The sequence below is a fragment of the Streptosporangium sp. NPDC050284 genome (assembly GCF_044459525.1).
In the GTDB taxonomy this organism is placed as follows: domain Bacteria; phylum Actinomycetota; class Actinomycetes; order Streptosporangiales; family Streptosporangiaceae; genus Streptosporangium.
In genome coordinates, this window is the sequence record NZ_JBITIZ010000002.1 from 671,819 (window position 1) to 684,743 (window position 12,925).

Below are 12,925 nucleotides of genomic sequence, written 5' to 3' on the forward strand. Positions count from 1 at the left end.
ACAGGAGGGTCGGAGCATGGAGTATTGGGTCATCTGGTTGATCTTGGCTGTGGCGCTTGGTGTCGCAGAGATACTCACCTTGACCACCGCTCTCGGCCTGCTCGGGGGCGCCGCCCTCATCACCTCCATCGCCGCCGCGCTGGGGCTGCCGATCCCGCTCCAACTCGTGGTGTTCGTCGCCTCCATGGCCGCCGGAGTGACCATGGTCCGCCCCGTCGCCCAGCGCCACATCGCCAAGCTGCAACCCCGGAGCCAGCGGTTCGGGATCCAGGCGATGGTGGGCAAGTCCGCCTACGTCCTGCGCGAGGTGACCGGCAGGGACGGCCTGGTGCGGATCGGCGGCGAGGAGTGGTCCGCCAGGGCCTACGACGAGACTCTGGTGATCCCCACCGGCGCGACCGTCGACGTCATCGAGATCGAAGGCGCGACCGCACTCGTGTATCCACGAGAGTGACGCCACGGCCCCTCTGCCCATCCAGCCAGACCGCGGGAGTGCCGCCATAAATAAATCCACGTCGGGAGTGACGCCATGGATCCTCTACTCGTAGCCGGACTGCTCATCGCTCTGTTGGCGGTGTTCACCGTGATCCGTTCGGTGCGCATCGTCCCCCAGGCGCGAGCCCGCAACGTGGAACGACTCGGCCGCTATCACAGCACGCTGAAGCCAGGCCTGAACTTCGTGATCCCGTACATCGACCGGGTCTATCCGATGATCGACCTGCGTGAGCAGGTCGTCTCCTTCAGGCCCCAGCCGGTGATCACCGAGGACAACCTGGTCGTCGAGATCGACACCGTCCTGTACTTCCAGGTCACCGACCCCCGGGCCGCCGCGTACGAGATCGCCAACTACATCCAGGCCGTGGAGCAGCTCACGGTCACCACGCTGCGTAACGTCGTCGGCTCGCTCGACCTGGAGATGACGCTCACCTCGCGTGACACGATCAACAGCCAGTTGCGCGGAGTGCTCGACGAGGCGACCGGCAAGTGGGGCATCCGGGTCAACCGGGTGGAGATCAAGGCCATCGACCCGCCGAAGAGCATCAAGGAGGCGATGGAGAAGCAGATGCGCGCCGAGCGGGACAAGCGCGCCGCGATCCTCAACGCCGAAGGCCAGCGGCAGTCGCAGATCCTGACCGCCGAGGGTGACAAGCAGAGCGCGATCCTGCGGGCCGAGGGTGACCGGAGCGCCGCGATCCTCAAGGCCGAGGGTCAGTCGCAGGCCATCGACGAGGTCTTCCAGGCCGTGCACCGCAACGACCCCGACCCCAAGCTGCTGGCGTACCAGTATCTGCAGGTCCTGCCCGAGCTGGCCAACGGCCCGAACAACACGTTCTGGGTGATTCCCAGCGAGGTCACCTCCGCCATCCAGGGCGTCTCCAAGGCGTTCACCGAGGCGCTGCCGCAGTCGTCGGCCGTCCGCGAGACCCCCAGGGTGAACGAGGCGGCGGCCGAGGAGAGGAAGCAGGCCGAGCAGGCGGCCGCCGACGCGGTCGCCGAGGCCGCCGAGACCGATCTCGGTCCCCGCCAGCTCAACGCGCCCCCGGCGTCCCCTCCCGGCAACGGCCTCCTCGGAGCGGAGACGGAGTCGCAGCAGGAGCGTCACCTTCAGGGGGAGCACCGCCCCTGACCCCGGAGGGTTTCTCTTCCTGGTCCTCCCGCCCGGCGATCCGGGCGGGAGGACCTTTTTTCATGACCGAAGCTCACAGGACACCGATCACTTGGTGATTCGCCCTGTGTTCATCGGCGCGGGCATCCGCGCCCGGCATCGGGTCGTCGCAGCCGGCGCTCGCCTGATCAAGGGCTGATGGGACCACCTGACCGGTGCTCCAGCCGAGATCTCGCGGTCGGGGTCGTTTGTCCGGCCGGTTCAGGGAGAAATGTCTGGGTATCCCTCCAGGTCCCGGGACCCGGGCGTGAAGCAACGCTGTGGGCGGGGTTAAGAAAACCGCGATGGACACCCCCGAAGGCGACCGGGCACAGTGCGTATGGTCGAAACCGAGGGGGAATCCGCGATGAAGGCACTGGTCAAGGAGAGGGCCGAGCCCGGTCTGTGGCTGATCGACATACCGGAGCCGTCCGTCGGGCCCGGCGAGGTGCTGATCAAGGTGTTGCGCACCGGGATCTGCGGCACGGACCTGCACATCCGGAGTTTCGACGCATGGGCCCGGCAGACGCTGCGCACGCCGATCGTCGTCGGCCACGAGTTCTGCGGCGAGGTCGTCGAGGTGGCGCCGGGCGTGGAGGACATCATCCGCGGTGACCTGGTGAGCGGCGAGGGGCACCTGGTCTGCGGCAAGTGCCGCAACTGCATGGCCGGTCGGCGGCACCTGTGCCGCAGCACGGTCGGACTGGGGGTGAACCGCGACGGCGCCTTCGCCGAGTACCTCACCCTCCCCGCCTCCAACGTCTGGGTGCACCGGGTCCCGGTCGACCTCGACGTGGCCGCGATCTTCGACCCGTTCGGCAACGCGGTGCACACCGCCCTCACGTTCCCGATGGTCGGCGAGGACGTGCTGGTCTCCGGCGCCGGGCCGATCGGGCTGATGGCCGCCGCGGTCGCCACCCACGTGGGCGCCCGCAACGTGGTCATCACCGACGTCAGCCCCGAGCGGCTGGAGCTGGCCCGCAAACTCGGGGTCACCCTCGCCCTGAACGTCGCCGAGACCTCCGTACGGGAGGGCATGGACGGGCTGGGCATGCGCGAGGGCTTCGACGTGGGCCTGGAGATGTCCGGCAACCCGAAGGCGCTCCGCGACATGATCGCCTCCATGTCGCACGGCGGGAAGATCGCCATGCTCGGCCTGCCCGCCGAGGAGTTCGCCGTCGACTTCGCGACGGTCGTGACCTCGATGCTCACCATCAAGGGCATCTACGGCCGGGAGATGTACGAGACGTGGTACGCCATGTCCGTACTCCTGGAGAAGGGCCTCGACCTCACCCCCGTGATCACCGACCGCTTCTCCTACCGCGACTTCGACGCGGCCTTCGACGCCGCCGCCGGAGGCAGGACCGGAAAGGTCATCCTGGATTGGACGGCCTGATGCCCGGCCCCCTGCCGCGACCCCGGCGCGACCGGCGAGACCACCTCGGATTGGACACCCTGATGTCCGGCCCTCCCTTCGGCGGAACCGGAAAGATCACCTCGGATTGGACGGCCTGATGTTCGACAACCTGCGCGACGACTTCCGTACGACCCTGAACGAGATCGCAGAAGCCGGGCTGCTCAAGCCCGAACGGGTCATCACCACCCCGCAGCGCGCCGACATCGCCGTGGCCGGCGGCGGTGAGGTGCTGAACTTCTGCGCCAACAACTACCTGGGCCTGGCCGACCATCCCGAGGTGGTCGCCGCCGCCAAGGAGGCCCTCGACCGCTGGGGCTTCGGCATGGCGTCCGTCCGCTTCATCTGCGGCACCCAGGAGGTGCACAAGGAGCTGGAGGCGCGGCTTTCGGACTTCCTCGGCCAGGAGGACACCGTCCTGTACAGCTCGTGCTTCGACGCCAACGGCGGCGTGTTCGAGACCCTGCTCGACGACCGGGACGCGGTGATCTCCGACGCGCTCAACCACGCGAGCGTCATCGACGGCATCCGCCTGTCCAAGGCCCGGCGCCTGCGCTACGCCAACCGTGACATGACCGAGCTGGAGGCGCGGCTCAAGGAGTCCGCCGACGCCCGGCGCAGGCTGATCGTCACCGACGGCGTCTTCTCCATGGACGGCTACGTCGCGCCGCTGGACGAGATCTGCGACCTGGCGGAGCGGTACGGGGCGATGGTGATGGTCGACGACTCGCACGCCGTCGGTTTCGTCGGGGACAGCGGCGGGGGCACCCCCGAGCTGCACGGCGTACGGGACAGGGTCGACATCCTCACCGGCACGCTCGGCAAGGCGCTCGGCGGGGCGAGCGGCGGCTACGTGGCGGCGCGCAGGGAGATCTGCGAGCTGCTCCGCCAGCGCTCGCGCCCCTACCTGTTCTCCAACTCCCTCGCCCCGGTGATCGCCGCCGCCTCGCTGCGCGTCCTCGACCTGATCAGCGGCTCGGACGAGGCACGGACGCGGCTGCGCGCCAACACCGAGCGGTTCCGCATCGGCATGATCGAGGCCGGGTTCGACATCCTGCCCGGTGACCACCCCATCGTCCCGGTGATGATCGGCGACGCCGCCGAGGCCGCCGCGATGGCCGAACGCCTGCTGGAGCTGGGCGTCTACGTGATCGGCTTCTCCTACCCCGTCGTCCCGAAGGGCGAGGCCCGCATCCGGGTCCAGCTCTCGGCGGCCCACTCGTCCGAGGACGTCGACCGCGCGCTGGAGGCCTTCGCCACCGCCCGCGGCTGAACGGCGTTCGCCCACGAACGAACCCTTTTGCGGCCGAACGCCGGCTCAGCCCGCTGGCAGGCACCTCCAAAAGAGCATTTGTCGTAGTCAGCGAGTGACCTCGGCGAGAATAAAGAGGTGATAGACACGCGGCGGCTCAGGACCCTGCGTGCGGTGGCCGACCACCGCACGGTCACCGCGGCCGCCGCCGCGCTGCACCTCACCCCCTCGGCGGTCTCCCAACAGCTCGCCGCCCTGGAGCACGAGGTCGGCCACCGGCTGCTCGACCGCGACGGCCGGGGGGTACGGCTCACCGCCGTCGGGCGCATCCTCCTCGACCACGCCAACGAGATCCTCGCCCAGCTGGAACGGACGGAAGCCGACATCGCCGCCTACACGGCCGGTACGGCGGGTGAGGTGAAGGTGGCCTCCTTCGCCACCGCGATCGGGCTCGTCGTGGCTCCCGCGGTCGGCGCCCTGCGGGACAAGGAGCCCGGCATCCGGGTGCGTGTCCTGGACGCCGAGGGCGACCAGAGCCTCACCATGGTCCTGGACGGCGCAGTGGACGCCGCCGTGGCCGTGGAGTATCGCGGAGCTCCCGCCGAGGACGACCGGCGGCTGTCGCGCATCCCGCTCTACTCCGAGCCGTTCGACCTGGTGCTCCCCCGGGGCCACCGCCTCTCCGGGAGCGAGGTGACGGTCGCGGACCTGTCGGGCGAGACGTGGATCGGCCCCTACCCCGGCAATCCCTGTCACGACGTGATCGCGCTGGCCTGCGAGCACGCGGGTTTCACCCCCGAGTTCGCCCACTCCTCCGACGACTTCAGCGCGGTGGTCGCGCTCGCCGCCGCCGGGGCCGGGGTGGCGATGGTGCCCCGGCTGGCCCTGCGCGGCACCGACCCGTCCGGCGTGGTGATCCGCCCGGTGCCCGGCCCGGAACGCCGCGTCTTCACCGCCGTACGCCGAGGCGCGGAACGACACCCCCTGCTCGTCCCCCTGCTGAACGCCCTCCAGGACGCTGCGACGACACTGCACAGGACTCCATACCAGTGACGCGGACGCTCGTCGCGACCGAGGGCATCTTCGGTATGTACGAGGCAGCGAGGTGACCGTCGTCCTCGCCTTCGGGTTTCGGAGGTTTCGGAGGTTTCGGAGGTGAGGTGAGCTCCTCGTCGTCCGTCCACGATTTCGCCAGGAGGGGCAACCGGTTTCGGCGATGGCGCCAGTGATGGCTCACCGCCCCCATCATCAGAGCGGTCGTGGCGACCAGCCCGGCGACCACTGCCTGGAGCACCGAGTACATATGTCCCCCCCATCCTTAAAGTTCTGTATGGGGCTTTTCGTGAAGCAAGGGATACATGGATGCATCGCGGGTTGCATCTTCTTGAAATGCGATTTACCCACCCCCACCCTCCAATGACCTCTTCCGGCCCACATATCCCGCACGCCCCACACGCCCCGAGTGAACACACCGGGAAAGTGAGCGCACCTCTCGGGTGTTCGACGCTTTGAATGGGGCCGGCCCGCGTTCGTTCCTGCGGAACATCGAGGTGCGCCCGCGTCTTCGCGGCGCGGGTCGGCTGGCTATCATCGCGAAGTGACAGACGACGCTCTTCATGATCACGCCATTGACGCCTTCATCGCGGCGGCCAACACCGGTGACCAGGCCCAGCGGGCCACGCTTCTGAGCCGCGCCCTCACCGCCGACGTCGTCTTCTGGGGGCCGTTGGGCCGAGGTGTCGGACGCAAGGCGGTCGAGGACTTCATCACCGAGGTGGTGCAGGGGCACCCGTCCGGCCCCTGCCGGATGGTCCGTACGACCCGGGTGGACGCACCGGGCGAGTGGGCGCGTTTCGGGTGGCGCTACGAGGACGCCTCGGGCCGGAGCCTGCTGACCGGGATGGACGTGGTGCACGTCACCGTCGAGGGCGACATCGACGAAATAGTGATCTTCGCCGACTCCCCGGAATGACTTCCGGCTCACCCGAATGCCGGACGCACTCCGGCACACCGCGCCGGGCGTCTGCCGTCTTCGCGAGGTCGATATTCGGCTGTACCGAAGCGTCGCGGCGCCCCTCGCCCCTGCGCGGCGGTATCCGCTGATCGTGGCGAGGCCCCCGGCGGAGGCTCCAACGGGGGAGGTGGAGCCGGGGCGGCACAGGTCGCGGGTTCCTGGGGGACGGACCCGCGTGCCACTACCCGCCGGGGGCGGTTCAGGGTCCCGGCCGCTGCCGGGCCTCCGTTCAGACGGAGGCGGGCGGTCCGGGAAGGAGATCATCCGGAGCGGACGGGGCTGCTGGGGCCGATGGGCCTGACGGCTCAGGGAGGTCCTCATCAGGGAGCGGACCCGAGGGAAGCTCGCACCAGACGGTCCGGCCGGGCTGCCGGCCGTGGGAGCGGTAGCCCCAGTTTCCGCCCGAGAGCATGCCGACGATGGCCAGCCCTCGGCCGTTCTCCATCAGCAGGCACACCGGGTCCGCCCGAAGGCGGGGCTCTTCGACGCTCAGGCCCGCGTCCACGACCTCGACCCGCAGCAGGCCACCGTACGCCGGCAACCGCAGGATCAGCGGGTCGTCATCACCGGCCCCGACCTGCCCGCTCACCCCGTGCCGAGCGTGCCGGACGGCGTTGGTCACCAGCTCGGACACGGCCAGCCGCGCGTTCTCGTAGGCCGGATGACTCTCCCCCAGCCATTTACGAACCTTCTCCCGCGCCCTCGAAGCGGCTTCGACATTACCGAGCAGAAGTATTTCGCTAAACGTCTCCGGTTCCATGGGATTGCGCCTTCCGACCGAGATTCCCAGAGCACCGGGGACCGGATGAGCGAGCGGGTCGAAGAGGTAAAAAGGCTAGAATTCAGATATGACCTGATCCGTGCGGATGCCCTACCCCGGAGCGATTCACACGACATGATCAAGGAGGCGATCCAGCGATGGACGACCTGACCCAAGAACTTCACACCGCCCACTGGCGTAAATCCCCCCTCTCCGGCGGAGACGGAAGCAACTGCGTCGAGATCGCCAGCCTCTCCCACGGCCACCGAGGCATCCGCGACAGCAAAAACCCCACCGCCACCGCCCTCGTCCTCACCCCCACCGCATGGAACACCTTCATCACCGGCGTGAAGAACGGCCACTTCGACTGACCACCCAAGGAAACGCCACAGCGGCGAACCTTTTTCATCCCGCTGAGGACCGCTGTCCGATCACAGCGTGATCGAGAGCCCGGCCTTCGCCTGACGAAGCAAGAGAGCTCCCGGTGGACGGGGTGATCACCACGACCGTCACCGTCACAACCGGGAGCTCAGGGTGCTGCCCTACCGCGCCACGGTCGTTTTGTCGCCCATTCACAGGAGGTTTCGTGAAGGTCAGCGTCGTCATTCCCGCCTTCAACGTGCGGAGCAAGTTGCGCCTGTTGCTGTACACCCTCGCGCACAGCGTGCTCGATCCGGAAGACTCCTTCGAGATCGTCGTCGCCGACGACGGCTCCACCGACGGCACCGGCGAGATGGTCGCCGAGCTGGCGGGCCGTGACAATCTGACCTACCTCCACCTTCCGCGCACCGATCGGTCGAGCCGGGCAGCCGCCCGTAACGCGGGCATCGCCAAGGCCACCGGGGAACTCATCGTCATGGTCGACGCCGATACGGTGGTCGGGCCGACCTATCTCGCCGAACACGTCCGTTATCACCGGCTCAGGAATGATCTCGTGGTGATCGGCCCCCGCCCGGACCTCGGAGACGGAGACTTCGACGAGGAGCGCCTCCGCCGCGAATTCACCTTTGACGCCATGCCCGCCGTCGCCTGGGGTGACCCGCGCGAGCAGCTGCTGGCCGAATTCTCGGGCAACATGAACCGGCTCGCCATCTGCTGGCATCTCCTGTTCACCTGCAACGCCTCGGTGCGCGTCGAGCACCTGCGCCGCCTCGGTGGTTTCGACGAGGCGTTTCTCGGCTGGGGACTTGAGGACACCGACCTGGGGTATCGGCTGCGGCAGGCGGGACTGGCCTTCGCCTTCAACGTCTCGGCCGTGGCCTACCACCAGCGGCGCCGGGGGATAGACGCCGGAATGTACGGCGACTGGGTCCGCAATCTCGCCTACATGATGGCCAAGCATCAGGCGCCCGAAGTGGCGATCCAGTCGATCGTCGGCCTGGCCATGAACCCCGCCGGCCGGCGGATCGGCTGGGTGGAGGCGATGCGCTGCTTCGAGCTCGCCGCGCGGGCCCTCGACGGCCGGCTGCCGGTGCCCGGCACCTACCGGCTCGTGGTGGTCGAGGAGGACACGGTCGACGCCGCGACGGCGGAGTTGGCGGCCAGCGGTGCGACGAGCGATCTTCTCGTCATCGACGAGACCCTCGGCGCCGAGCTGGCCGGCCCGGTCCAGTGCGTGGACACCTCCGGCGAGCTGCTCTACTTCCACCGGCCGTCGGCGACGCAGCGAGCCGAGATCTTCAGCCGCTACCCGGTGGCCGGTGCTGGGGCGGCGCGGTGAGCTTCGCGACGTCGGCGGCGTAGACAGCCGTCCAGTGCGGATGCAGCCGGTAGTAGACCACCTCGTTGGTCCAGTCGAAGGCGTCGTCGCCGTAGAAGTCCTTGAAGTACGTGAGCAGGTCCGGCCAGTCCGCGGCGGGCTCACCGTCCTGGGGGTTGAGGATCTCCACGGTGCCGTGGGTGAACACGCCAAGTTCCTCACCGCGCATGTACGCGGCGCTGACGGCGGGCCGGGCGGCGAGGTGGCGGGCCTTGGCGGCGTTGCGCGCCGTACCGAAGTGCCACTTTCCGTGCAGGAAGTGCCCGTCCACCCCGCTGATCCGCGGCTCGCCCTTCGCCGTCACGGTGGAAAGCGCGAGGGGGCACATGCCGGTGAGGATCTGGGTGAGCTGCTGCGCGCTCAGGGTGCGCTCGTCGCTGATGATCGAGCGGAGGTGCGAGGTGGAGCGGGAGAGAGAGTCATCGAGAAGGGCCTGGAGCTCTTTGAGCTCTGCTGGCGTTTCGCGCATTGAAGTCCTTGTCTATCCGTAGGGCCCGGTCCACGCCCAGCATCGACGCCGACCGAGGAGCCCATGTTCGCCCCAAAACCCGACACCTTGTGTCATGTTTCTCCCCCATCTGGCGGACCGTACGTCGCGCAGTGGCTCCGTCTGTCTTTGGTCCATGAAGACTTGTGGAATCACCAGAAAAAAAGGGGGCCACAGGTAGCGATTGACTGCGGCAATGGTGGACAGCCTCGTCACAAGGAGAACGCGAAGGATCTGCGTCGGAGGAATCCAACACGTGCCGAACTCATGGAGGCCCTGGGCTGGGTGCCACAGCCTGATCTCCAGACGGTGCGCGTGCCGCCGGGTTACGCTCATGCCGTGCTGCAGCCATGGTGACTTGGCGTAGTGTCCAGAGGGCCACCGTCTGGGCAAGACTTTCGTGCTGAATGCGATTCGCCAGGCTACGGGAGGGTTCTACGAGGGTTCCTGAGCAACCGGTACCCTGTTCCGCGTCGCGGCGCCGAAGGACAGAGCGCCAGATATCGTTCCCTCCATGCACCGATCAACCGAAACCGGATCTTCCCTCGTGTCGGCGGACGACCTTGACCTGGCCGTTCAGCTCGCCGTCGGTGTCCTTCGCAAGGCGCCTCCGGCGGCCTGGGAGGGCAGGGCCGGCTCGCTGGAGTGGGATTGCTGGGAGACCGCCGAGCACCTCGCCGACGACCTCTTCTCCTACGCCGCCCAGATCGGCCCCCGGACGCCGCCGATGGAGGGTGCCGTGCCCTTCGCATGGGAGCGCAGAAGCCCGCAGGGTCCGGCGAACGCGATCCACATGGACCGGGCGGCGGGGCCGGCCGGGCTGCTGCAGGCGCTGGAGGCGTGCGGCGCGCTGCTGGTCGCCATGGTGCGGACGACGCCGCCGGAGGTTCGCGCCCACCACGGCCACGGGGCGTCCGACCCCGAGGGCTTCGCCGCGATGGGGATCGTGGAGACCCTGGTGCACACCCACGACCTGGCCGAAGGGCTCGGGCTCGACTGGACCCCGCCCGCGGACCTGTGCGCGCGGACGCTCGCCCGGCTGTTCCCGGACGCCCCGACGGACACGGACCCCTGGCCCACCCTGCTGTGGGCCACCGGCCGCGCCGAACTTCCCGGACGCCCGCGCCTGACCGCCTGGCGGTGGTACGGGGCGCCCCGAACGTAGCTCTTCGAGGGTGGAGACGTACGAGGTTCCCGAACGAAACGGCCGGCGCCCTGTCCCGCGGTGTCGAGGGACATCGAGGGACAGGGCGCCGGGTCTCGTACGTCAGACGGAGAAGTCGCGGAGCAGACCCGTGTACCTCTTGGGGCGGGGAGGGGCGAACTCGCCTCGGGTGCTCGTCCGCAGGCCGAGGGAGACGAGCGACTCGACGAGCTTGGTCGCCACGGTGACGCCGTCGATCACCGGGACGCCGACGGCGCGGGAGACGTCCGCGCAGAAGGAGGCCATGCCCGCGCAGCCGAGCACGATCGAGTCGCATCCGTCCCGTTCCACGGCCTCCGCGCACAGGGCGGTCACCACCTTGCGCGCGTCCGAGGAGGGGTCGTCCAGCTCAAGTACGGGGATGTCGCAGGCGTGCACCCCCCGGCACGCGCCCGCGAAGCCGTACCGGGTGGCGAGGTCCCACGCCCGGCCCGTGGTCCTGGCGAGGGTCGTCACGACACTGAAGCTGCGGCCGACCAGGGTGGCGGCGTGCATGGCCGCCTCGGCGATCCCGACCACCGGCCCCGAGGCGAGCTCGCGGGCGGCGTCGAGGCCGGGGTCTCCGAAGCAGGCGATGACGTATCCGTCCGCCCCCGCCGCCTCGCCCGCCGCGATCTCCGTCAGCAGGCCGGGCACGGCGAGGGCCTCGTCGTAGTGGCTCTCGATCGACTCCGGGCCCATCGCCGGGTTCACGGCCGTGACGACGGTGGACGGCGCCGCGACCGCCCGGGCGCACCGGCCGATGTTCTCGGTCATGGCCCGGGCGGTGTTGGGGTTGATCACCCGGAGTTCGACGCGGTTCATCAACCGACCAGGGTCGTGCCGTCCGACACCCGGTCGGTGTCACGGTCGAGACCGCCGATCCTCGGCGACATCCGCTCCAGCACGGTGAACGCCACGAACCCGAGCCCGCAGCCGACGAACCAGCTGTAGTCGGCGATCCAGGTCACGTCGATCGTGGTGAGCTCCAGGTCGAGCAGCATCTTCGGCACGAGCACCGACACGATCGCGGGGACCCCGCTGAGGACCGTCGCCCAGACCGCGTTGGGGTTGTAGCCGCCCTGGAAGAAGTAGCGGCCGGTCGGTTCGAGGGTGAACATGTCGTCCACCCAGATCCGCTGGCGGCTCACGATGTAGTAGCCGGAGATCAGGATCCCGAACAGCGGCCCGATCAGGGCGCCGAGGATGCCGAGCGTGTAGTGGATGGCGTCGGGATTGCTGTACCAGTTCCACGGCGTGAGCAGCACGGAGCCGACCGCCGCGATCATGCCGCCGGTCCGCCAGCTGATCTTCTGCGGGTTCACGTTGGAGAAGTCGAACGCCGGGGAGATGAAGTTCGCGACGATGTTGATGCCGATCGTCGCGATGACGAAGGTGAGCCCGCCCAGCAGGATCGCGAACGGTGTGTCGATGCGCTCGACCGTGTGGATGGGGTCGGTGATGAGCTCGCCGAACACGGGCACGGTCGCCGACGCGGTGATCACCGTGAGCAGCGAGAAGAACAGGAAGTTGATCGGCAGCCCGAGGAAGTTGCCCTTCTTCACCGCCGCGAACGACTTCCCGTACCGGGAGAAGTCACCGAAGTTCAGCATCGGCCCCGAGAAGTACGAGACGACGAGGGCGATCGCGCTGAGCATGACCGGGATGGACGCGCCGAAGTCGAGGTTCTCGCCCGCGGAGAGGTCGAGGCTGATGTTCTCCCAGCCTGCCTGGCTGACCAGGTAGACGGCGAGCACGACCATGACGACGTACACGGCGGGCCCCGCCCAGTCGATGAACCGCCTGATCGCCTCCATGCCCCTCCAGAACACGGCCGCCTGTGCCACCCAGAGGATGGCGTAGCAGATGTAGCCGAGCGCGGACAGGCCGAGGAAGCCGCCCTCGTTCAGCGACGCCGACGCGGGCCAGAACTTGAGGAAGATGATGATGAGCGACTGGGAGGCGAGGTAGGTCTGCACCCCGTACCAGGCGATCGCGATGAGCCCGCGGATGATGGCGGGGATGTTCGCGCCGCGCACCCCGAAGATCGCCCGGTTGATGACCGGGTACGGCACGCCGGTGACCTGGCTCGGCTTGGCGACCAGGTTGCAGAACACGTTCACGATGACGATGCCCACGATCAGGGCGAGGAGGACCTGCCAGCTCGCCAGCCCGAGGGCGAACAGGCTGCCCGCGGTGACGTAGCCGCCGACGCTGTGCACGTCGGACATCCAGAAGGCGAAGATGTTGTAGGAGGACCATCTCTGCTCGCGGAGCGGGGCGAGGTCCTCGTTCGCGAGCCGGGGGTCGTAGTCGGGCTTGACGAGGCCGTCGCCGACGGGCATGCCCGCGGCCTCTACGACGTCGTGTAGTTTCGGCTGGGACGGTGCGCTGTGTTCGGTCATGTCGGC

At 68.6% G+C, this 12,925-nt stretch carries 13 protein-coding genes; 9 read left to right on the forward strand and 4 right to left on the reverse strand.

Features of this window, described 5'->3' with window-relative positions; translation table 11 throughout:
• Positions 1 to 16 precede the first annotated feature (16 nt).
• The 6 genes from ACIBH4_RS07420 (at position 17) to ACIBH4_RS07445 (ending at position 6,283) form a co-directional block, all read left to right on the forward strand.
• Entirely contained in the window at positions 17 to 454 is a 438-nt protein-coding gene (locus tag ACIBH4_RS07420; protein WP_362520496.1) for an NfeD family protein, read from the forward strand.
• Positions 455 to 529: 75 nt separating this feature from the next.
• A complete protein-coding gene (locus tag ACIBH4_RS07425) occupies positions 530 to 1,627 on the forward strand; it encodes an SPFH domain-containing protein (RefSeq protein WP_362520501.1) in 1,098 nt (365 codons plus the stop codon).
• 385 nt (positions 1,628 to 2,012) lie between these two features.
• A complete protein-coding gene (gene tdh, locus ACIBH4_RS07430) occupies positions 2,013 to 3,041 on the forward strand; it encodes an L-threonine 3-dehydrogenase (protein WP_362520504.1) in 1,029 nt (342 codons plus the stop codon).
• A 118-nt stretch (positions 3,042 to 3,159) separates the two neighbouring features.
• Positions 3,160 to 4,332, forward strand: coding sequence for a glycine C-acetyltransferase (locus tag ACIBH4_RS07435; RefSeq protein ID WP_362520509.1), 1,173 nt, complete (start codon positions 3,160 to 3,162; stop codon positions 4,330 to 4,332).
• A gap of 117 nt (positions 4,333 to 4,449) precedes the next feature.
• Entirely contained in the window at positions 4,450 to 5,364 is a 915-nt protein-coding gene (locus ACIBH4_RS07440) for a LysR family transcriptional regulator (RefSeq protein WP_362520513.1), read from the forward strand.
• A 544-nt stretch (positions 5,365 to 5,908) separates the two neighbouring features.
• Entirely contained in the window at positions 5,909 to 6,283 is a 375-nt protein-coding gene (locus ACIBH4_RS07445; RefSeq protein WP_362520516.1) for a nuclear transport factor 2 family protein, read from the forward strand.
• Positions 6,284 to 6,554: 271 nt separating this feature from the next.
• On the opposite strand, the gene ACIBH4_RS07450 is transcribed toward ACIBH4_RS07445, so the two are convergent.
• Positions 6,555 to 7,085 (reverse strand): ATP-binding protein, encoded by a 531-nt coding sequence (locus ACIBH4_RS07450; protein WP_362520519.1) that lies wholly within the window; start codon positions 7,083 to 7,085, stop codon positions 6,555 to 6,557.
• A 158-nt stretch (positions 7,086 to 7,243) separates the two neighbouring features.
• Here ACIBH4_RS07450 and ACIBH4_RS07455 point away from each other — a divergent pair, with 158 nt between their 5' ends.
• Both ACIBH4_RS07455 and ACIBH4_RS07460 read left to right on the forward strand, forming a co-directional pair.
• Complete coding sequence (locus tag ACIBH4_RS07455) at positions 7,244 to 7,456, forward strand: DUF397 domain-containing protein (RefSeq protein WP_362520522.1); 213 nt, start codon at positions 7,244 to 7,246, stop codon at positions 7,454 to 7,456.
• A 215-nt stretch (positions 7,457 to 7,671) separates the two neighbouring features.
• Positions 7,672 to 8,805: a glycosyltransferase gene (locus ACIBH4_RS07460; RefSeq protein WP_362520525.1), complete on the forward strand. Its 1,134-nt coding sequence runs from the start codon at positions 7,672 to 7,674 to the stop codon at positions 8,803 to 8,805.
• Here the strand turns inward: ACIBH4_RS07460 and ACIBH4_RS07465 are convergent.
• Positions 8,765 to 9,313 carry a pyridoxamine 5'-phosphate oxidase family protein gene (locus ACIBH4_RS07465; RefSeq protein WP_362520528.1) on the reverse strand — a complete coding sequence of 183 codons (549 nt, stop codon included), beginning with the start codon at positions 9,311 to 9,313 and terminating at the stop codon, positions 8,765 to 8,767. The two genes, ACIBH4_RS07460 and ACIBH4_RS07465, sit on opposite strands and share 41 nt — an antisense overlap.
• A gap of 532 nt (positions 9,314 to 9,845) precedes the next feature.
• Between ACIBH4_RS07465 and ACIBH4_RS07470 the strand changes: the two genes are divergently transcribed.
• The gene (locus ACIBH4_RS07470; RefSeq protein WP_362520531.1) at positions 9,846 to 10,496 is read left to right on the forward strand and encodes a hypothetical protein; all 651 of its coding nucleotides are present in this window, start codon (positions 9,846 to 9,848) and stop codon (positions 10,494 to 10,496) included.
• A gap of 102 nt (positions 10,497 to 10,598) precedes the next feature.
• Here ACIBH4_RS07470 and ACIBH4_RS07475 read toward each other — a convergent pair whose 3' ends face one another.
• Together ACIBH4_RS07475 and ACIBH4_RS07480 are read right to left on the reverse strand one after the other, a co-directional pair.
• A complete protein-coding gene (locus ACIBH4_RS07475) occupies positions 10,599 to 11,339 on the reverse strand; it encodes an aspartate/glutamate racemase family protein (RefSeq protein ID WP_362520533.1) in 741 nt (246 codons plus the stop codon).
• Positions 11,339 to 12,919, reverse strand: coding sequence for an NCS1 family nucleobase:cation symporter-1 (locus tag ACIBH4_RS07480; protein WP_362520538.1), 1,581 nt, complete (start codon positions 12,917 to 12,919; stop codon positions 11,339 to 11,341). Before ACIBH4_RS07480 ends, ACIBH4_RS07475 begins: the two co-directional genes overlap by 1 nt.
• Between the last annotated feature and the right edge of the window lie 6 nt (positions 12,920 to 12,925).